We start from the raw sequence: 20,025 nt of genomic DNA, 5'->3' as shown, positions 1-20,025 counted from the left end.
TGAGCAAGTGGCCCAAACGTTATACGATAAAATCTGGCAAGCACATGTTGTTGCTAGTATTAATGAGCAAACCGACTTACTTTATATTGACCGCCATTTAGTGCACGAAGTCACGTCGCCGCAAGCATTTGCAGGCCTACGTGAAAAAAACCGTAAAGTACGTTGCCCTGAAAAAACCATCGCGACGATGGATCATAATGTATCGACCAAAAGTCGCTCATTAGATGCCGCAAGCGAAGTATCAAAAAATCAATTAATGGCGCTCGATGCCAACTGTAAAGAATTTGGCATTACGCTTTATGATTTAAACTCAATTAACCAAGGCATAGTACATGTCATGGGGCCTGAGCAAGGGATCACTTTACCAGGCACAACCATAGTCTGTGGCGATAGCCATACTTCAACGCACGGTGCATTTGGTGCTCTTGCTCACGGCATTGGTACTTCTGAGGTTGAGCACGTCTTAGCAACGCAAACCTTGCAACAGAAAAAAGCCAAATCGCTGAAAATCCAAATTAACGGCGTGTTGCGCCCAACTGTGACGGCAAAAGACTTGATCATGGCGGTTATTGGTAAATTAGGCACAGCCGGTGGTACGGGTTATGTAGCAGAGTTTTGTGGCGAAGGCATTGAAGCACTGTCAATGGAAGCGCGTATGACGTTGTGTAATATGAGCATTGAAATGGGTGCTAAAGCGGGTTTAATCGCGTCAGACCAAATTACATATGATTACTTAAAAGGTCGCCCATTTGCACCAAAAGAAGCTGAGTTTGATGCAGCCGTTGCGTACTGGGAAACCTTAAAAACAGATGAAGGCGCACAGTTTGATTTAGACGTTGAGCTAGAGGCAAGTACTATTCAGCCGCAAATTACCTGGGGCACCAGCCCAGAGCAAGTAATTGGTGTTGATGAGTGCATTCCTGATCCAGATAAAGAACCAGATTTAATTAAAGCCGATGCTATCCGCAGTGCCCTTAAATACATGGATTTAAAAGCAGGTGATAAATTGTCATCAGCCTCGGTAGACACTGTATTTATTGGTTCATGTACCAATAGCCGCATTGAAGATTTACGCGCCGCAGCACACATTGTTGAAGGTAAGCAAGTTGCAGCCGGTGTTGAAGCGTTAATTGTACCGGGCTCTGGCCTTGTTAAAAAGCAAGCTGAAGATGAAGGCCTAGCTGATATTTTTAAAGCCGCGGGTTTTGAGTGGCGCGAGCCAGGTTGTTCAATGTGTTTAGCGATGAACGATGACCGTTTAGGTGCAGGCAAACGCTGTGCATCTACGTCTAACCGTAACTTCGAAGGCCGTCAAGGCCGTGGTGGGCGTACGCACTTAGTGAGTCCTGCAATGGCCGCAGCCGCTGCAATACATGGTCGCTTTGTTGATATTAGAGGAGAAGCATAATGAGCATTTATTTTAGTGGCTTAATGGCCTCGCTTGATAAAAACAATGTGGATACCGACCAAATCATTCCAAAGCAGTTTTTAACGTCAACCAGTCGTGATGGCTTTGATGCTGCACTGTTTTACGATTGGCGCTATTTAGATAACGGCGAGCCAAACCCGGAGTTTATTTTAAACCGCCCCTGCTACCAAGGCGCGCAAATTTTGTTAACGCGCGATAACTTTGGTTGTGGCTCATCACGTGAGCATGCACCTTGGGCACTTAAACAATACGGTTTTGAAGTGATTTTGGCAGAAAGCTTTGCTGATATTTTCTTTAATAACTGTGGTAATAACCAAATGCTTGCGATTGCATTACCAGCGCAAACATTGGAAGACTTATTTGTACTGAGTGAAAAGCACGACGATATTCATATCGACATCGATCTTGAAAATCAAACGCTGACGAGCAATAAGTTTGCTCCAATCAGTTTTGATATTCGCAAAGACGTAAAAGAACGTTTATTAAGCGGCTTAGACTTTATCGGCGTAACAGAAACCCTAAACCCACAAATCGACGCCTTTGAAGCTAAGCTTAACGCCGAGCGCCCTTGGCAGTAGTGGTTTAAAAGTTATTAAACAATGAACGCGGCGAAAGTCGCGTTTTTTGTGAGTCAAGGAATTAATTTACAGCATTACATTTTTTTATTTTATGGGTACAATCCACAATATACTAATGATAAAAATCAGGTGAATTACGTGAATTGTAAGTTGCAAAGAAATTTTTGGGCGCTTTTAGTCGCTGCTTTAATGATTGCTGGGTGTGGTGGTAGTGGAGGTGGCGCAGAAACTCCCGTTGAGCAGCCATTAACGGTTTCAATAGATGGTCCAGATAGTGTATCGGAGGATGACGGGTTTACCTTACAAGCCAATATAAATAAAAGTGGTACTGATGTTGTGGTGCATTGGTATGACTCTGGAAGAAGCCTCATCAGTGAAGAGGCTACATTGAATATAGAGCCATTCGATGTAACAGAGGATACCTCTGCGGTGTATAAATTGTACGTTGCTCATAATGGGCAAGAAGTTGAGATTGAACATACAATTGAGGTAAAACACCGTATTAATGTTGAAAAGAAACCAAAAGATGCAGCAAAAACAGTTTTGTTAATACAAAATTTGTTACTAGAAGAAGCGCAAACTTTTAGTAATCAGCTATTAGCGAAGCTTGATGGAGAAGATATAGAGCTCGACAAAGTGTGTGAAAACGGGGGCTTATATACACTTTCATATCTGGATAATGATGATTCCAGCACTATTACAGGAGGGGATATATTGCAGCAATCTTTTCAGGATTGCTCGGATAATTATCGGAATGCATTAAGTGGCCTCAGAGTAGTCACGATTTTAGACGCTGATTTACAAAATGGCATCATTGAGTTTAGTGTCAATAATGATGATATTAAAACCTTGGAAAGTACTTACTCATATAATGAGCTAATGACGTTTAAGGGAAGTTACTCAACTCGCTTTGCATATTCGCCGAGCACTCGAACCATTGCTATAGCTGTAAATGAAAAACTTAAAGGAAAAGCTTTAAAGCCATTTAGTTATGATGAAACTTTTTATTATGTCAACATTAAAGAATTAACGATTGAGAAGGTAATTGACTTTGATACAGCAACATACAGCATAAAAACAAATGGTACTGTTGATGATACAAATTTGAATGGTGAATTCAGCTTTTCTCAAGAAGATGCTTGGTATGGGTATTTTATGGAATATCCACATAAGGGCTCTATTAAAGTTAGCTCAGAAAAAGAGTCGATACTACTAGCCAGTAATTTTGTTTCAGATTCTGATAAGTTAAACATTAGCTATGGTGAAGAACAGCTCCAGCTTCATTGGTCCACCTTCCTTCCCGAAGCTATGTCTACGTTTAATATGTATAACAATATCAGAGCATTTCGTGCAGATAATTTTGATCGAGTACTTGATCCTGGAAGTGTTAATAATAATTCAGTTCAGTTGGATGGCCCCGTACCTCTAATTTTTTCAAGAGCTGTAGCAGCTGACACTTCTGCTTCTGTACATTTCCAAACTCAATCAGGGTACGACTATATCAATATTCCTGGTAGAGTTGAGGTTGCTGGCGCGTTAATAAATATTTACCCAGAACAGCCATTAAAGGCTGATACAGACTATGATTTACAGGTTTCGGGTATTACAAGTGTCACAGGGCAAGAGCATGATTGGATATTTTTAGATATAAAAACAACAGATAGTATTATTCCTAATTTAACAAGCTCCAATTATTTCTATCAAGACAATCAATATCCTACGTTGAGTATTGAGGACAGTATTTTAAATAAAGGGCAGGCTCTATCTTATCAATGGGTTGATTTAAATGGTGTAGGCATTGAATTTGATGACGAAAATGCAGTTTCTACAAGTTTTAGTTTACCAGAAGGAATTAAATCAGATATCACCGTTGAAGTGATACTTACTAATGACTTAGGCGATCTTGCAAAGGAAAGAATAACTTTACAGTATTTGCCTTACTCAGGAACGTATCTTTTTATAGATGGCATAAAAGATGATTATGTTAGCTTAGGGAAGAAGATCATAAAGACGCAGGAAAAAGGTAATTTCTCTGTGTCGCGTGATTCAAATAATCAATCTCATTTAGAATTTACTTTTGAAAGTGATGAAAGCAGTTGGAGTTTAAATCTAAAAGCCCCTGGTGATGCAAGCTTGTCTGTTGGAGAGTATTTAAATGCTACCCGTTACCCTTTTCAAGGTGAATCGTCGGCAGGTTTAGATCTCTCTGGGGAGCATCGAGGGTGTGGTAGGCTTTATGGGCAATTTGAGATTTTTGAGTTAGAAGAAAATGCTAAAAATGAAATCCAAAAATTGGCTGTAAATATTAAGCAGAGTTGTGAGAGCAGTGAATCTCCAGAATTAAAGGGCTATATCCGATTTAATTCAGCAGTGCCTTTGAATCCATAATTATAAATAATGAAACGCGGCTCAGGCCGCGTTTTTGTGGTTAATACATATAAGCAATCGTCAAACCTAGTACTGCAAGTGCAAAGCAAATAGTCATACTAATAGTTTTAAGCTTTTTAAATTGGCTAATTTTTGGGTCATCTAGGGTTGAGAACATACCACTTTTTAGTGATTCATTTAAGTTAGCAGCAATAGCGGAGCGCGAAGTATCGCCTAGTGTATTTTTCGCTAATTGTTCCCATTGAGTTGGGTATGTCTGCTCTAAGTAAGTCAGTAATGCGTTATATTTTCGGTTTTGTATAATGAATAGCGCACAAATTAAAATGAACGCCAACAAAGGGTAGTTTTCCATCTCATCACTCTCAATTTATTTCTTATAAAACATAAGTTTTTACATCCAAGCGCAAGTGCTGAAGCCTTCTTTTAACTATCGCTGATAGGCTAACTTATATCTTAATGGCCATTCACCGCGATTACTTCCTTTGCTTTTATAAAAACGCTAAGCTAGGACTTTATATTTTTAGGAACATGCTATGAAATTATTAACTGCTGCGACTTTATTGTTGGCATCTACCGCGGCATTTGCGCGCCCTGCGCCGTTGGTGTCTATTCCAAGCCATGATGGCTTTTTTGACAATATAGCCGCTCATTGTGGTAAAGCGTATGAAGGTAAAGTTACGGTTGATAATGCTGCTGGTCCTAGCTCGTTTGCGGGTAAAAAGCTGGTTATGCATGTGCGTCGTTGTGGCGAGCGTGAGCTGCAAGTTCCGTTTCATGTAGGTGATGATGCGTCACGTACGTGGATCATTACAAAAACAGGTAGTGGCTTGAGCTTAAAACATGATCACCGCCATAAAGATGGCACTGATGATATATCAACTATGTATGGTGGTCATACGGTTGATGCGGGTTTTGAGAGCGTGCAGTCTTTCCCAGCTGATCAATACTCAAAAGAGCTGTTTGTAAATCAAGGCATTCCACAGTCGATTGGTAATACGTGGCAGATGTATATTTACCCTGAAAAGTTTACTTACCGTTTAATTCGCCAAGGCCGCGAGTTCCGTGTTGATTTTGATTTAACCAAACCAATCACACCACCGGCTGCGCCTTGGGGTTATAAAGACTAAAGATTAATCTTTATTTGGCTCAGTTTCACACTGTAGTAATACCGTTAAAGGTGGCTGATAGGCGCGTGGCTTTGTGGGCATTTGTTCATACTCTTGCACGCCGCCAGTCACTTTTAGCATAAAGGTGTTACCACGGCATAAACGGTTTGCGTGGCGCAGTAAAAATACGCTTTGGTTTTTAAAATGCGGGTAATCGTCTGACTGAATAGTGAGTTGGTAGTTATTGTCGTCTAACTTAGTCTGGTGATAATGGACTTTTTCATCAAAGTCGTAGAGTTTTTCGGTATTGTTCTTTTTTGCGTTTGCGGGATTGCTCCCCAACAAAAGTGTAAGCGTGGCTGTTATTGCTAAAGCAGTGACTGTTTTTCCTCTCATAAAGCTTTACTCCATTATTGTATTGCACCTATGATTTAAGTCTAACACCCATAATAGGAAAATGTGATGTTCAAGCAAATTAAGCAGCTTTTTTCGACATTTAACGATCAGCCCGCTCAGATACAAGAGCACGATCTTAAAACTGCGGTAGCGGCATTATTGATTGAGGTAATGCGCGCAGATAGCGAGCAGCAAGATGATGAGTTGCAAACTTTAAGTGCAACTTTAAAAAAGTATTTTAATTTGAATGATGCAGAAGTTAGTGAGCTCATGCAAAGTGCTGGTAAGAGCTTAGATGAAGCGATTGATTATTTTCAGTTTTCTAAACAAATAAATAGTCAATGTAGTGCCGGGCAGCGAATTGACATTATCGAGTTACTATGGCGTTTAGCGTACGCTGATGGGCAATTAGATCCACAAGAAGAGTACGTTATACGCCGTGTTGCAAACTTACTATATGTAAATCATACCGACTTTATCGCCGCCAAACTGGCAGCGACAAAGCAGTAAGTAACCTGAGTTCGTGATAATCTATATCTTAAAATTCAGATTAAGCTAGGCTGTTTATACGTTGTAGATGATCAATCACATAAAGGCCAGCTGCGAATAGCGGTGATTCAACCAGTGCGTAGCCAATATAAATACTAAAATTAAACCGCTGTACTCAACAGTTAAAGTTTTCTGCTCGCCTATTTTTCCAAAGTCAGCCTCATGCCACCTTGGCAGTACGTGAAAAGGCATCAGCATGCGCGGGGTCAGCTGGCGTATGCCGGCGGTGGCAACGCCGGGCCAGTATTTTAAAAATAGATAGACCGCTAATTATTTAACCTCGAAAACGAAGTTATTTATTAAGTTTGCTCGCTACGCTCACAAGTTGTTGTGCAAGGCTAGCCACTTTATCGGCTGTAACGGGGTCACTGATTTGTCCACTTTCATCAAGCACAGTGTGTATAGCAGGTACTGCTAGTTGGTCAGCTAATACCAAGCTACCAATGCCTGATAAAATATCACGCACATGATTTAAGCCACGTAATCCACCCAACCCCCCCGGCGATGATGCATATAAAGCAGTTACTTTATTACGAAAAGCAGGAACCGCACCTTGCTCTGTTCGCGACGCCCAATCAATCGCATTTTTAAGTACGGCAGTAATTGAGCCATTGTATTCTGGGCTAGCGAGTAAAATACCATCAGCTGCGCGTAACTTGTCTTTTAATAACTGTGCGCCAACGGGTGTGCCTTGTGCTTCAATGTCTTCATCAAACATGGGTAAATCTAAATCGGCAAGTTTAATAACTTCAACCTCTGCACCACTTTCTAATGCAAAACGTGCTGCTTCATTAATTAATTTTTGGTTAAAGCTGTCTTTACGTAAGCTGCCTGCAAGGGCAATAATTTTTGGTGCAGTCATGGTGGTCGCCTTAAATGTAGTGATTGGGTTTGTCTGTTAGCTACTTTAACAAATATTTACTTGCAGAAAAGCCAAATAAACGCAAAACTTATGTGCATATACGCACAACTAAATGATGAGTTTGAAAGTGGCGATTCAATTTGATGATTGGCAAGATGTAAAAGTGGCCTTTGAAGTAGCCCGATTAGGAACTTTAACCGCGGCAGCAGAAGTACTTAATGTGCACCATAGTACGGTATTAAGACGTATAAACAATTTAGAAAAAAACTTAAACGCAAGGCTGTTTCATCGCCATGCCCGTGGTTATAAAGTGACGGAAATAGGCGCTAAATTATTTACCACAGCACAATCTATTAATGGTGAACTGGAGCGTTTACATAACGATATAATTGCAGCCGACAGTACATTACGCGGCAGTTTGCTGCTTACTACGGTCAGTGGTTTTATAGATGTACTGAGTGATGTTTGCGAGCAGTTTCAAAGTTTGCACCCGCAGGTACAACTTGAAGTGATTTTAGATCAAAAGCGCTTGCGACTTGATCATGGCCAAGCTCATATTGCTGTGCGCGCTGGTCCAAGACCTGATGAAGGTGATTATATTGCGCAGCATTTAGCGCATTTATCATCGGGGCTTTATGCATCACAACGTTATATTGATAAATATGGGATACCTAAAACGGTGAAACAACTGCCGTTACATAACTTTGTGTCAGGTGTAGTCGGTTACAACGCAAGAGTGCCTTATTTTGCATGGGTTGATGAGAATATTCCAGCTGGGCAAGTTAAGCTACGAGTGTCAGAAACATCAGAGGCAACCCGTGCTATTGTAAAAGGATTAGGTATTGGTGGTTTGCAGCATAATGTGGCGGCGCAGTATCCAGATTTAGTGCAAATTCTACCTAATGAACTTAGTTGGCCTACAGATCTATGGCTTGTGACGCATCATTTGGTACATAGAACAGCGAAGGTGCAGGCATTCAGCCAGCTTTTAAAAGCCTATTTTAAAAAGTAATGTGTAAATTAAATGGATTTTTTTACTTCAATACCAAGGCGTTTAGCGAGCCGTACTAAGTTAGCGCGATCAACTTTTAGTGTTCGTGCCACACTGGCCCAATTATAGTTATGTTGTTCAAGTTGTTGGCTTATTAAGTGATGCGTAAATGTATCTGTTGCTTGTTTGAGCGAGAGGTTGTGATTATTAATTTTATCGCTACTCTCTACTATGAGTGTCGTCGGTGGAGCGGGAGTTGCATTAAGATTAAGCTCACAATGGATAGGTTCGATAGTGATTATTGCTTGTTGCCACTGACTTTGTTTTGCTTTTAAGGCTGCACGGCTGATCACGTGCTCAAGTTCGCGGACGTTGCCTGGCCACTCATATTGAGTGAGTAACAATTGAGATTCAACGCTGAGTTTTAATTGTTTGATGGCGAGCTTACGAGCAGTTTTTTCAACAAAGTAGCCCGCGAGTAAAATAACATCGTTTTCGCGTTGTTTTAGTGGTGCAACATTGAGGGGGTAAACACTTAAACGATGATATAAGTCGGCTCTAAAGCGTCCTTGGGCGACTTCGTCTTTTAAGTCTCGGTTAGTGGCTGCAATAACGCGTACATCTACATATTTTATCTCATCTTCGCCAACAGTTTGGATCTCGCCGCTTTGCAATACGCGCAATAGCTTGCTTTGCATGGCAAGCGGGAGCTCACCAATTTCATCTAAAAATAACGTACCGCCATCGGCCAGTTGAAACTTACCTTGGCGCGCATTATGAGCGCCAGTAAATGCGCCTTTAGCATGCCCAAAAAATTCACTTTCGGCGAGGTTCTCTGGTAATGACGCACAATTTAAGTGTATTAGCGGCTGTTCACTACGTTTTGAATGCAAATGTATGTTGCGAGCAACAAGCTCTTTACCTACGCCAGTGTTACCTTGGATCAGCACGCTAAACTCAGAGCCTGCGACGAGCTTAATATCGTTTTTTAGGCTTTGTATCGCTGGGCTTTCGCCGATGATCTCGATGCCATCGCGGGTGATAGCTTCGTGATTAAGCGCTTGTACTAAAGCGCTGCTATGTTGTGCGTGGTGCTGATACTGCTGTAGTTGCAGCGCGGTATGCAAATGCGCGGCGCACAATGTGCCAAGCTGAGCTAAGTAATCAAGGTTTAGTGTATCAAATGCGTGCGCATCAAGGCTGTCGAGTGTGATCACGCCTAGTAATTTACCTTCACTATCAAGCAAAGGCACACCTAAACAAGCATGCACAGGAATATCGCCCGTTTTAGCATACAACAAACCATCGTATGGGTCAGGGAGTGGGCAATCATGGGCAAATTGAAGTGGTTGACTAGCGCTACAAATGGCTTGTAAACGCGGGTGTTCATCAATAATAAAGCGCCTGCCGAGCGTGTCAGGCATGAGGCCTTGAATAGCCACTGGCTTTAATACATCACCTTGGCGTGTAAGCAGTGCAATTGCATCGCTAGGCACGACCTCATTAATGCATTGGATCAGTAACTCAAAATGTGGGTTTTGGGTGCTGAGCGCGGCTAATTTAAGTGCGGTACTAATCAAGGTATTGTTATTGAGCATGTCAATTTGACTCATATGTGTTTATTTGTCACTTTCAAGGGTGAGTCATAATGACATGGTTGTCAATGTGTTTAATTTTAAGTTTATGTATTTAATAGGAATTTAATGTTGGCTCGCTCTGTGCAATAGCTTGTTATATGTAACGTAGTGAGGGTTTTTTATGTTGATACCAATATCGAATGATTATTATCCTGCTTCCACTGTTGGTGATTTTTATACTCGCTTACTAACGGGGGCAAATGTTGCTTTAGGTGTAAGTACAGTGTTTATGCTGGTGACGGTTTTATTGAGTTATCCGTATGCTCATTACTTGCCGATGACGTTACAAATAGTGGCGCATATATCAACAATTCTTGCTGCGACTGTTTTGAAAATTAGTTATGTGCTGCGCTGTGTGGCGCTTAATGGATTAGGAAAGGAAGTACGCTAATGCAACCAATAAATCTGACGGAACCAGTGCCTGCACGCATTAAGTTTTATCAAGTAAGCCAATGGCCATTATGGATGTTGGCATTTAGGCCTTATTTTTTAGCCGGTGGTCTACTGGCTTTTTTGTCGATCGGTTATTGGTTACTTATTTTAACGGGCTATGTTAGCTGGGGCTTAAGTATGCCCGCGACACTTTGGCATGCGCACGAGATGATGTTTGGCTTTGCCGGTGCGGTTGCTGTTGGTTTTTTATTAACAGCGGCTCAAACGTGGACCGGTGTGCCGAGTTTAAGTGGTTACAAATTAATGCTACTCACGGTGATTTGGCTCCTTGCTCGAGGTTCATTTTTTATTACTGGATTGGGGTTCGAGAACGCCAATTTATATGCGGTATTATTTTTCCAATTGATCTGGTGGCTAGGCGCAATTGCAGCGCTGGCAAATATGCTACTAAAAGCCAAAAGTAAAAATAACTACCAGTTTTTGCCAATTCTAGGTGCATTGTGCGTGCTCAATAGTGTTTATTTATGGCTCGCCATTGAGCAAAAAATGCTGTTGGCTTTGGCTACTGTCGATACCGCCGTTTTGGTCATGACCTTATTGGTAGGCGTGGTGGCAGGGCGAGTACTGCCCTTTTTTACCGCTCGCGGCTTAGATTTAGCTGAACAAGTACGTATTCCACGTTTGGATAAAGTGCTGCTTTACAGCTCGTTATTTGCTGTCGCGTTTTATTTTATCAGCCAACTATTCATATCAAGTGTTAATCCCGGTTGGGTATTGGCCGTTGTTGCTGTATTGCATTTAAGCCGCTCATTGTTGTGGTGGAATAATAAAATGCTCAAAGTGCCACTGCTATGGTCGTTGCACTTCTCGTATCTAGCTCTTGGGTTTGGTTTAGCATTGGTTGCACTAAGTTTCTATAGCCCTGTTATTTTGTTTAAAGACGCACTACATATGATCACCATCGGTACGATTGGCATGATGATTCTTGCGATGATGACACGCGTATCTCATGGCCATACAGGCCGGCCTTTAATTATTCCACACACAATGGCCGTGGCGTTTGCTTTGGTGCTTGTTGCAGCGATTGTTCGTTCGTTATTACCCTTTGTTATTGGGCCGCATATTACGTGGCAGCTAAGTGCTGTTTTGTGGTTAGTGGCCTTTTTGTTGTTCTTGATCCATTGCATTCCTATTTTAACGCGGCGTCGTGTTGATGGGCGTCATGGTTAGTAATTTAGCTTTAGGAAGTAGTATGTTATCTGATAAAACCATTGAAATAGTTAAAAGCACAGTCCCTTTGTTAGCTGAGGCCGGTACTGTGGTTACTGAGCATTTTTATAAGCGTATGTTTAGCCATAACCCTGAACTGCAAGATATTTTTAATATGGCTAATCAACGCAGTGGTCGTCAGCAATTTGCGCTTTTTAATGCGCTGGCTGCATATGCCCAAAATATTGATAATTTAGGTGTTTTGAAAGAGTCGCTTGCGCGTATTAATCATAAGCATGCCAGTATGCATATTTTACCGGAGCATTACCCGATAGTTGGCGGTCACTTAATTGGCACATTAAAAGAGCTGATCCCAGAGCAGTTTACCCCAGAAGTTGAATATGCTTGGCGTGAAGCGTACGCATTACTTGCAGATATCTGTATTACCGAAGAAGCGGCTTTGTATGCCCATAGCAAAAATAACCATGGTGGTTGGTCTGGGACGCGTCGTTTTATCATTGCACATAAGCAGGTTGAATCGCAGTTAGTGACCAGCTTTATATTAAGACCATTAGATTCAAAAGCAGTGATCACTCATAAATCCGGGCAATATTTAGGGATTAAAGTACAACCCGATAATGCACAGTACAGTGAGATCCGCCAATATTCTATTTCACAGCAAAGTAATGGTAAAAGTTACCGTATTAGCGTGAAAAAAGAATTGCTTCCAGCACCGGGGATTGTGTCTAACTATTTACATTCATTGGAAGAAGGCAGCTTTGTTGATCTTTATCCGCCAGCGGGAGATTTCTTTCTACGTTCAGAAGATAAGCCTGCGGTATTAATCTCTGCGGGCGTTGGGCAAACACCTATGTTAGCAATGCTGCAAACATTACTAAGTGAGCAATCTAATCAGCCAGTGACGTATTTACATGCCTGTGAAAATAAACAACAGCACTCGTTTGATCAATTTATTCGTGAGCAGGGCGAAGCGCATGCTCGATTAACACACCATACTTGGTTAAACCAAGGTGGCGAGGAGTCTGACTTTTCAGGTTTAATGGATGTTGCACGTGTTGCTGAGCAATTACCACTGGCAGAAGGTGACTTTTATATTTGTGGGCCAAGTGGTTTCATGGCGGCAATTAAACAGCAGTTACTTGCTCTAGGCGTGGATGCTGCACGCATACATTATGAGGTATTTGGCCCACATCAAGATCTTTAACTGGCCTGAAATTAGGTCGGGTGCTTTATATATCCAAGTCACCTCAAGACGCTTGCATCTTGAGGTGACTTGGCTAGAAAATATAAAAGTACCCTTTATAAAGCTTAATATTGCGGATTTAATAAAGCGAGTTTACGCGTCAATATTTAACTTATTGCGAGTTAGCCCAATCAACCGTTTACCTATAACTTGGTGTTGCTGATTTTTTGGGCTAATTCTTGATGTTGCCATGCGCTAAATAGTTTTTGTTGTTTGCTCGAAATTTTTAATCCATACGTTTTTTGCATATAAAAATAAGCATCTGCGATACGTTTTCTCGAGTAAAGAGGGGGTTCAACTACGCGTTGTTTAAAGTCGACCTTTACTTGGCAACGGCCATATTGGCTAGCATCCCCCGCTATCATTCCAAATCGATAATTAGAGCGATCTGCATTTATTTCACCAATGGCTGGCGCGAGGTTATGTATATCGGCTTCCATCTTACGAAATTGAGCACTGGTTTTAACGCAATTTTTTCGCCCGCCATCTTGCCAGCATTGTAGTTGGTGACCAAATTCCCATGCAGGTACAATGTGCTCCCACTCAATGCGTACAGCGCGTGCATTTGGTTTTCCTGAACGGGTTATTGCATTACGCGGTACATAACCGCACTGAGTTGGATCGGGAACGAGCTTTTTACCTTGGCGTTTTATGTCGCAGCCACAATAAATGCTTTTAGCGTCGGTAGGTAATGTTTTGATTAAATGTCTTTTCGCTGTAGAAAAGCGAGTAAATTGCTCGGCATTAAGGTTAAAACTAAACAACGATGCCAATAAGGCAATAATAAAATACGGCATATCCAATCACTTAAGTGAACTACAGGAGGGCGTATTTTAGAGTTATTATTCAATAGCGTAAATCAGCTGAACGGACGAGCTTAAGTACTTAATAATTAAACTAATGTATATTTTTATAGATCAGAAAGTTTACATTGCATATTTTTATATGCAATTTAGTCGGCGATGGCGTGTGGTTATCGCCATCACCATTAAGAGAATTTTATGTGCGAGTTCGTTTACGTCGAGGCAACCTGAAGTTTTGTAGTAGTAAAATAAATCCAGTGATACAAAATAACACGCTACAGGCAGAAAAACTGATCAGTAATGGATTATTAAAGTCTTCTCGTTCGTCGTAATCCATAATATGTAGCATCCAAAAAAAGTCAAAAATACGCCAAATAGTACTGCGTACAGTAATAACGTTTCCATTATCTGCTGATAGATATAACGTTGTGCTAAAGGTGTCGTCAAAAGTTACTTGCCAAATATTTTGTTTATAACCCACCTCACGAGGGCCTGTTGTTAGTATTACAGCATTATTAACTTTTGCTTCTATTAATAAATGAGCGTGGGCATTTGCAATAATTTGGGTTTTACTCGGTGGTAAAAATGGACGCCCAGTAAGGCCATTAAAGCTATGCTCACCTTCGCTGTTATTCACTGTAATTATTGGGGTGGTTAAAAAATGACTATAAGTTATTTGAGTTGGCTGTGGAACTTGCAAGACAATATTATCAAGTGAGGTAGGGTAATCGGCTTGATTAAATGGGTTATTAATTGAGCGTGCTGCAAGATGCTTACCGTGCACTTTTTCAAGAGGGATTGCGCTCATTACTAAACCACCTAACAACCAGGCAAAAATTTGAATTGCTAGTAAATACCCGAGCCATTTGTGAAATTTACGAGCGTGTTTAAAAATGCGTTTATTCATATTACTACCTGTTTGTTATTATTTTTCAGCGCGGTATTTTATAAGCTATACTCGGTTTGCCAATGTGGCAAATTGTCGCATGTAGATTTTAGCTTAGATAAAACGTTGAATTATGTATCTTGAGGTGACTTGGGGATAGATTATTTGGTATAAAAGCAAAAATAGGTTAAAGTTTGCATTGTTTTTAATGTGAGATAAAAGAGAAATAATGTCGGAAATTCAATTTTTAAATGTAGATCTTGAGCTTGAATCCAAACAAGATATTAGCCTGTTAGTTGCAGACTTAAAAAAGAGTGCTGTGGTTTTACATTATGATAAAGATGAGTACCGACAGCTTGCACGCATTGAATCTAAAGGAGAAGTAACCTCTCCTGATAAGGCGATTAATCACTTATGCGAGTTAATAGAGTCGTGTTCGCGTGCAGCATTAAAACAATGGTTATCGTGCTCAAAGCGTACTTTTGATCTTGGCTTTGAATCAGGTACCTCGCCAAAGTGCTTTAATCAAGCATTACAGGTTGATACCTTGTTACGCATATCTGCAATAGGTGCCGGTGTTGAAATTACTATTTATCCTGTTCAGAGCTAATTTTACGCTCAACAACTGCTGCGGTCATCCTCGATACGCAGCATAATTCACCTCGGCTGTTGGTTATTTTTACTTCCCATACAGATGTTCGCTTACCCAAATGCAGTGGCTTAGCTATTGCTGTTAACGTGCCATTACGTGATGCTTTTAAATGGTTCGCATTGATCTCTTGTCCAACGCAGTAAAAGTTTGTGAAATCGACCACAAAATTAGCGGCATAACTGGCGACGGTTTCAGCTAAAACAACATTAGCACCACCGTGCACTATTCCCATTGGGTTATGATGCTCAGGGATGGCTGGCATAGTTGCAACGAGGTAATCGTCACCAATTTCACTAATCTCAATGCCCATGGTTTTCATTAATGTGCCTTGTCCACTTATACCGTTATCAAGATTTTTGCATTGTTCAAGGGTGATAGGTTGATACCAAATACTCATATGTTCATATTCTCCAATGGGTTTAAATTTACTTTATACTTTTTAACATTCATATCGGTAACTTCATACTAATAAATTCAATCAATATTTATGGTTTTATTTAAGCCAATTTAAATTTGCGATTTTCATATAACTGTATATACTCACAGTTAAATGTACTGTATGGAAACCCAGTTGTATGCGCCCATTAACGAATCGCCAAGCTCAAATTCTCGAACTTATTAAAGCTTTTATCAAAGATACAGGCATGCCACCAACGCGTGCAGAAATTGCGCAGACGCTAGGTTTTAAAAGTGCAAATGCGGCAGAAGAGCATTTAAAAGCACTTGCTAAAAAAGGTGTGATTAAAATGAAACCTGGTGCAAGCCGAGGTATTCAACTGGTTGAAGAAGATGAGCCAGAGCAACTAGGTTTACCGCTTATTGGTAGGGTGGCCGCGGGTGAACCAATATTGGCTGAGCAACATGTTGAAAGCCATTGCCAAGTTGATCCGCTGTTATTTAAGCCAGCTGCTGACTTTTTACTGCGTGTACAAGGCATGAGCATGAAAGATATTGGTATTATGGATGGTGACTTATTAGCTGTACATCGTACTCAAGTGGCTGAAAATGGCCAAGTAGTGGTGGCACGTGTTGATGATGATGTAACCGTTAAGCGTATTGAAAAAGCTGGGAAAAAAGTTTTCTTACATGCTGAAAATGATGACTTCTGCGCAATTGAAGTTGATCTAGAGCATGAATCTTTCAATATAGAAGGTTTGGCTGTTGGTGTTATTCGTAACGCCGATTGGATGTAATAACTTTTTCATAGAGTGGCATCAAATAGCTGAAGTTTGATGCTTTACATTTTTTAACCCCTAATATATTAGAACCCACACTTGTAAGTACCATTCAAAGCCTTATTACCCCTACTTATCCACTGCTTTTAGCTATTTAATATTACCTTCCTTTGGAAAATAACGCGCTGATTTTTAGTTGTTATTTTTGCAGTAAAATAAAATTTAATTGCCATTAAAACTTGCTAATTGTTCATTTTTTAACTAATTGGTTAATACGCTGTATTAACAATTGCTCTTTAATGAGTGTGTTTATGCCTGTGGTATAAATAAATTGTTAACTTTCAGTTAAAATAACAATAAACGAATTGGCGCGATTTAATAGCAGTGCCGCCTTTTCGCTTTGCATTTTTGCAATAGCATTCAAAGGAGTCGTCACATGGGTAAACTGAGCTCTACCTTGTGGCTTATATTGTTTGTTCTACCGCAGCAAGTATTGGCAAATAGCCAATTTAATATGCGAAAGGGCGTAACAGATATAAGTAATGATGTTTATCAACTGCACATGACAATATTTATTATATGTTGTGTGATTGGTGTAATTGTGTTCGCGGTTATGTTTTGGGCACTAATCCATCACCGAAAATCAAAAGGGGCAAAACCTGCCCAATTCCATGAAAGTACAAAAGTAGAAATCCTCTGGACGGCAATACCATTTGTAATCTTAATCGCTATGGCGGTACCCGCTACTAAAACTCTAATTTCGATGGAAGATGCCAGCAAAGCTGATTTGACCATTAAAATTACGGGGTCGCAGTGGAAGTGGCATTATGAATACATGGGTGAAGACGTTGCTTTTTACTCTATTCTATCAACCCCTCAAGATCAAATTTCCAACCAAGTAGATAAAACAAACACCTATTTACTTGAAGTTGATAAACCATTGGTATTACCAATTAATAAAAAAGTACGTTTTTTGATGACTTCAGACGATGTTATCCACTCTTGGTGGGTACCTGATTTTGCTGTTAAAAAAGATGCAAACCCTGGCTTTATCAATGAAACGTGGACCAAAATTAATGAAGAGGGAATTTATCGAGGTCAGTGTGCTGAGCTATGTGGTAAAGATCATGGTTTTATGCCTGTTGTTGTTGAGGCTAAGTCTGAGCAAGCGTTTACCGATTGGTTGCAACAAGCGAAGCAAGCCAAAAAAACGGCAGCAGCAGCAGATGCAGCCCTGCTTGACCAAACCCTCCCTAAAGAGGAGTTAATGGTGTTGGGAGAGCAGGTGTATATGGCTAGTTGCGCCGCATGCCATCAACCAACAGGAATGGGTTTACCAGGTGTATTTCCTGCGCTCAAAGGTAACCCTGTGGTGTTGGGGGATATTAATGATCATATTGATGTGGTGATTAATGGTCGCCCAGGTACTGCGATGCAAGCATTTGTTAAGCAGTTATCAATTAAGCAATTGGCAGCTGTCGTTACCTATAAACGTAATGCATGGGGTAATGATACTGGGGATGTGATTCAACCGAGTCAAATACAAGCCGCGATTGATGCAACTTCGGAGGCTAAATAATGAGTAGCGTAACAGAGCAACAACATAATGAAGCTGGGCATCATGACGGCGGACATCATCACCCTGCAAAAGGGTTTAAGCGTTGGTTGTACACAACTAACCATAAAGACATTGGCAGCTTATATTTAATTTTCTCGTTGACCATGTTTTTAATTGGTGGCGCGATGGCGATGGTTATACGCGCTGAGTTGTTTCAGCCGGGACTACAATTAGTTGATCCTCACTTCTTTAATCAAATGACTACAGTACATGGCTTGATCATGGTATTTGGTGCTGTTATGCCTGCTTTCACAGGGCTGGCAAACTGGATGGTGCCCTTGATGATCGGTGCGCCAGATATGGCGTTACCTCGAATGAATAATTGGAGTTTTTGGATTTTACCATTCGCGTTTTTAATTCTATTAGCCTCATTATTTATGCCTGGTGGTGGCCCTGCATTTGGTTGGACATTTTATGCACCACTTTCTACTACATACAGTAACGATAACACCGCGTTTTTTGTGTTTGCTGTGCATATCATGGGAATTAGCTCAATCATGGGAGCAATCAATGTCATTGTGACCATTGTTAATATGCGAGCTCCAGGTATGACTTGGATGAAGCTACCGTTATTTGTATGGACTTGGCTAATAACGGCATTTTTACTTATTGCTGTAATGCCTGTATTGGCAGGTGCCGTGACTATGGTCCTGACGGATAAATACTTTGCGACCAGCTTTTTTGACGCGGCTGGGGGCGGTGATCCGGTGATGTTCCAACACATATTCTGGTTCTTCGGGCACCCTGAGGTGTACATCATGATATTACCGGCCTTCGGTATTATCTCAACAATAGTACCTACCTTTTCGCGTAAGCGGCTATTTGGCTATGCCTCTATGGTTTACGCGACGTCCTCAATTGCGTTGTTGAGCTTTATTGTTTGGGCGCACCATATGTTTACGACGGGTATGCCGGTCGCTGGGGAGCTATTTTTTATGTATGCGACCATGCTGATTTCGGTGCCAACGGGCGTTAAGGTATTTAACTGGGTAGCCACTATGTGGCGGGGTTCGATTAGCTTTGAAGTACCCATGTTATTTAGCATCGCCTTTATTGTGTTGTTTACGATTGGTGGTTTCTCTGGGTTAATGTTGGCAATCACCCCTGCAGATTTTCAATATCACGACACTTACTTTGTGGTGGCACATTTTCACTATGTATTAGTGACAGGTGCGGTCTTCTCAATCATGGCGGGGGCTTATTATTGGCTGCCAAAATGGACGGGTAATATGTTTAATATCACTTTGGCTAAATGGCACTTTTGGTTGTCGTTAGTGAGTGTGAATGTGCTGTTCTTTCCAATGCACTTTGTTGGTCTTGCAGGTATGCCACGTCGGATCCCTGATTATGCGCTGCAATTTGCCGATTTTAACGCGATTATTAGTATTGGCGGCTTTGCTTTTGGCCTTTCACAATTGCTGTTTGTTGTTGTGGTGTATAAATGCGCACGCGGTGGCGACAAAGTTCCGGCAAAAGTATGGGATGGTGCTGAAGGTCTTGAGTGGGAGGTTGCTTCTCCAGCGCCTTATCACACATTTGAAACCCCACCGGAGATTAAGTAATGAGTCATGCACCATTACTTAAACGCTTAGTTTTAATATGCCTAGGCATGTTTGCTTTTGCGTTTGCAATGGTGCCGTTGTACGACGTTTTTTGTGATGTTACAGGGCTTAATGGTAAGCCCTCGCTAGAGCAAGCAAAGCAAAGCACGCATATAAATGAAAAGCGTGAAATAGATGTGAGTTTTACTACGCATGCACAAAGTGGCGCGCCGTTTAAGGTGAAATCACATGAATATAGTGTGGTTGTTAAACCTGGTGCTATGCGTGAGGTGTTATTCAAAGCAAAAAATATCAGTAATGAAGATAAAGTAATGCAAGCTGTGCCGTCGGTATCGCCAGGTAAAGCAGCTAAGTATCTACATAAAATGGCCTGTTTTTGTTTTGATCAACAGCCCTTAAAAGCAGGGGAGGAGGTTGAGTTTAAATTACTTTTTTATGTTGATACGGAACTCCCTGATGATGTGGAAGAAATAACTTTATCTTATACCGTGTTTGATATTAGCAAGCAGTTAGTCGCCAGTAATTAG

At 41.0% G+C, this 20,025-nt stretch carries 21 protein-coding genes and 1 pseudogene; 14 read left to right on the top strand and 8 right to left on the bottom strand.

Going from position 1 to position 20,025, the window contains the following annotated elements:
* Positions 1 to 7: 7 nt before the first annotated feature.
* From leuC to A7967_RS15710, 3 genes are read left to right on the top strand one after another with little or no spacing between them, the layout of a single operon-like run.
* Positions 8 to 1,408 carry a 3-isopropylmalate dehydratase large subunit gene (gene leuC / locus A7967_RS15720; RefSeq protein ID WP_054206075.1) on the top strand — a complete coding sequence of 467 codons (1,401 nt, stop codon included), beginning with the start codon at positions 8 to 10 and terminating at the stop codon, positions 1,406 to 1,408.
* The gene (gene leuD, locus A7967_RS15715; protein ID WP_064435850.1) at positions 1,408 to 2,007 is read left to right on the top strand and encodes a 3-isopropylmalate dehydratase small subunit; all 600 of its coding nucleotides are present in this window, start codon (positions 1,408 to 1,410) and stop codon (positions 2,005 to 2,007) included. Before leuC ends, leuD begins: the two co-directional genes overlap by 1 nt.
* Positions 2,008 to 2,055: 48 nt before the next feature.
* Entirely contained in the window at positions 2,056 to 4,395 is a 2,340-nt protein-coding gene (locus A7967_RS15710; protein WP_152960636.1) for an Ig-like domain-containing domain, read from the top strand.
* A 40-nt stretch (positions 4,396 to 4,435) separates the two neighbouring features.
* On the opposite strand, the gene A7967_RS15705 is transcribed toward A7967_RS15710, so the two are convergent.
* On the bottom strand, positions 4,436 to 4,747 hold the full coding sequence (locus A7967_RS15705) for a hypothetical protein (RefSeq protein ID WP_054206078.1): 312 nt from the start codon (positions 4,745 to 4,747) through the stop codon (positions 4,436 to 4,438).
* Positions 4,748 to 4,928: 181 nt separating this feature from the next.
* Between A7967_RS15705 and A7967_RS15700 the strand changes: the two genes are divergently transcribed.
* Positions 4,929 to 5,522 (top strand): hypothetical protein, encoded by a 594-nt coding sequence (locus A7967_RS15700; protein WP_064435849.1) that lies wholly within the window; start codon positions 4,929 to 4,931, stop codon positions 5,520 to 5,522.
* Positions 5,523 to 5,525: 3 nt separating this feature from the next.
* Here A7967_RS15700 and A7967_RS15695 read toward each other — a convergent pair whose 3' ends face one another.
* Positions 5,526 to 5,897, bottom strand: a complete 372-nt coding sequence (locus tag A7967_RS15695) for a hypothetical protein (RefSeq protein ID WP_064435848.1) — start codon at positions 5,895 to 5,897, stop codon at positions 5,526 to 5,528.
* A gap of 66 nt (positions 5,898 to 5,963) precedes the next feature.
* Between A7967_RS15695 and A7967_RS15690 the strand changes: the two genes are divergently transcribed.
* On the top strand, positions 5,964 to 6,407 hold the full coding sequence (locus tag A7967_RS15690) for a tellurite resistance TerB family protein (RefSeq protein ID WP_054206081.1): 444 nt from the start codon (positions 5,964 to 5,966) through the stop codon (positions 6,405 to 6,407).
* Between the two features lie 64 nt (positions 6,408 to 6,471).
* Here the strand turns inward: A7967_RS15690 and A7967_RS23410 are convergent.
* Positions 6,472 to 6,596 (bottom strand): annotated as a pseudogene (locus A7967_RS23410) (MFS transporter); the annotation flags it as partial.
* Positions 6,597 to 6,738: 142 nt separating this feature from the next.
* Positions 6,739 to 7,308: an NADPH-dependent FMN reductase gene (locus A7967_RS15685; protein WP_054455391.1), complete on the bottom strand. Its 570-nt coding sequence runs from the start codon at positions 7,306 to 7,308 to the stop codon at positions 6,739 to 6,741.
* 127 nt (positions 7,309 to 7,435) lie between these two features.
* Between A7967_RS15685 and A7967_RS15680 the strand changes: the two genes are divergently transcribed.
* Positions 7,436 to 8,320 carry a LysR family transcriptional regulator gene (locus tag A7967_RS15680; protein ID WP_054206136.1) on the top strand — a complete coding sequence of 295 codons (885 nt, stop codon included), beginning with the start codon at positions 7,436 to 7,438 and terminating at the stop codon, positions 8,318 to 8,320.
* Between the two features lie 8 nt (positions 8,321 to 8,328).
* On the opposite strand, the gene norR is transcribed toward A7967_RS15680, so the two are convergent.
* Positions 8,329 to 9,912: a nitric oxide reductase transcriptional regulator NorR gene (gene norR / locus A7967_RS15675; protein ID WP_244507107.1), complete on the bottom strand. Its 1,584-nt coding sequence runs from the start codon at positions 9,910 to 9,912 to the stop codon at positions 8,329 to 8,331.
* A gap of 145 nt (positions 9,913 to 10,057) precedes the next feature.
* On the opposite strand from norR, the gene A7967_RS15670 reads away from it, so the two are divergent.
* From A7967_RS15670 to hmpA, 3 genes are read left to right on the top strand one after another with little or no spacing between them, the layout of a single operon-like run.
* Positions 10,058 to 10,327: a hypothetical protein gene (locus tag A7967_RS15670; RefSeq protein ID WP_054206083.1), complete on the top strand. Its 270-nt coding sequence runs from the start codon at positions 10,058 to 10,060 to the stop codon at positions 10,325 to 10,327.
* Positions 10,327 to 11,559, top strand: coding sequence for an NnrS family protein (locus tag A7967_RS15665; RefSeq protein ID WP_064435847.1), 1,233 nt, complete (start codon positions 10,327 to 10,329; stop codon positions 11,557 to 11,559). The genes A7967_RS15670 and A7967_RS15665 overlap by 1 nt, the downstream gene beginning before the upstream one ends.
* 22 nt (positions 11,560 to 11,581) lie before the next feature.
* Complete coding sequence (hmpA, locus tag A7967_RS15660) at positions 11,582 to 12,763, top strand: NO-inducible flavohemoprotein (RefSeq protein ID WP_064435846.1); 1,182 nt, start codon at positions 11,582 to 11,584, stop codon at positions 12,761 to 12,763.
* A 182-nt stretch (positions 12,764 to 12,945) separates the two neighbouring features.
* On the opposite strand, the gene A7967_RS15655 is transcribed toward hmpA, so the two are convergent.
* Together A7967_RS15655 and A7967_RS15650 are read right to left on the bottom strand one after the other, a co-directional pair.
* The gene (locus A7967_RS15655) at positions 12,946 to 13,599 is read right to left on the bottom strand and encodes an endonuclease (RefSeq protein ID WP_054206086.1); all 654 of its coding nucleotides are present in this window, start codon (positions 13,597 to 13,599) and stop codon (positions 12,946 to 12,948) included.
* A 202-nt stretch (positions 13,600 to 13,801) separates the two neighbouring features.
* Positions 13,802 to 14,512: a hypothetical protein gene (locus A7967_RS15650; RefSeq protein ID WP_054206087.1), complete on the bottom strand. Its 711-nt coding sequence runs from the start codon at positions 14,510 to 14,512 to the stop codon at positions 13,802 to 13,804.
* Between the two features lie 208 nt (positions 14,513 to 14,720).
* Here A7967_RS15650 and A7967_RS15645 point away from each other — a divergent pair, with 208 nt between their 5' ends.
* On the top strand, positions 14,721 to 15,101 hold the full coding sequence (locus tag A7967_RS15645; RefSeq protein ID WP_054455401.1) for a hypothetical protein: 381 nt from the start codon (positions 14,721 to 14,723) through the stop codon (positions 15,099 to 15,101).
* On the opposite strand, the gene A7967_RS15640 is transcribed toward A7967_RS15645, so the two are convergent.
* Positions 15,079 to 15,540, bottom strand: a complete 462-nt coding sequence (locus A7967_RS15640; protein ID WP_054206089.1) for a PaaI family thioesterase — start codon at positions 15,538 to 15,540, stop codon at positions 15,079 to 15,081. The two genes, A7967_RS15645 and A7967_RS15640, sit on opposite strands and share 23 nt — an antisense overlap.
* Positions 15,541 to 15,718: 178 nt before the next feature.
* Here A7967_RS15640 and lexA point away from each other — a divergent pair, with 178 nt between their 5' ends.
* From lexA to A7967_RS15620, 4 genes are all read left to right on the top strand, one after another.
* Positions 15,719 to 16,336, top strand: coding sequence for a transcriptional repressor LexA (lexA, locus tag A7967_RS15635; protein WP_054206090.1), 618 nt, complete (start codon positions 15,719 to 15,721; stop codon positions 16,334 to 16,336).
* Positions 16,337 to 16,754: 418 nt separating this feature from the next.
* Positions 16,755 to 17,897: a cytochrome c oxidase subunit II gene (gene coxB, locus A7967_RS15630; RefSeq protein ID WP_064435845.1), complete on the top strand. Its 1,143-nt coding sequence runs from the start codon at positions 16,755 to 16,757 to the stop codon at positions 17,895 to 17,897.
* Entirely contained in the window at positions 17,897 to 19,498 is a 1,602-nt protein-coding gene (ctaD, locus tag A7967_RS15625) for a cytochrome c oxidase subunit I (protein ID WP_054206092.1), read from the top strand. Before coxB ends, ctaD begins: the two co-directional genes overlap by 1 nt.
* Positions 19,498 to 20,025: a cytochrome c oxidase assembly protein gene (locus A7967_RS15620; RefSeq protein WP_054206093.1), complete on the top strand. Its 528-nt coding sequence runs from the start codon at positions 19,498 to 19,500 to the stop codon at positions 20,023 to 20,025. Before ctaD ends, A7967_RS15620 begins: the two co-directional genes overlap by 1 nt.

The sequence above is a fragment of the Pseudoalteromonas neustonica genome, from assembly GCF_001653135.1.
In the GTDB taxonomy this organism is placed as follows: Bacteria; Pseudomonadota; Gammaproteobacteria; order Enterobacterales; family Alteromonadaceae; genus Pseudoalteromonas; species Pseudoalteromonas neustonica.
Note: the sequence above shows the minus strand (reverse complement) of the source record. Positions and strands in the feature narration are given on the sequence as shown.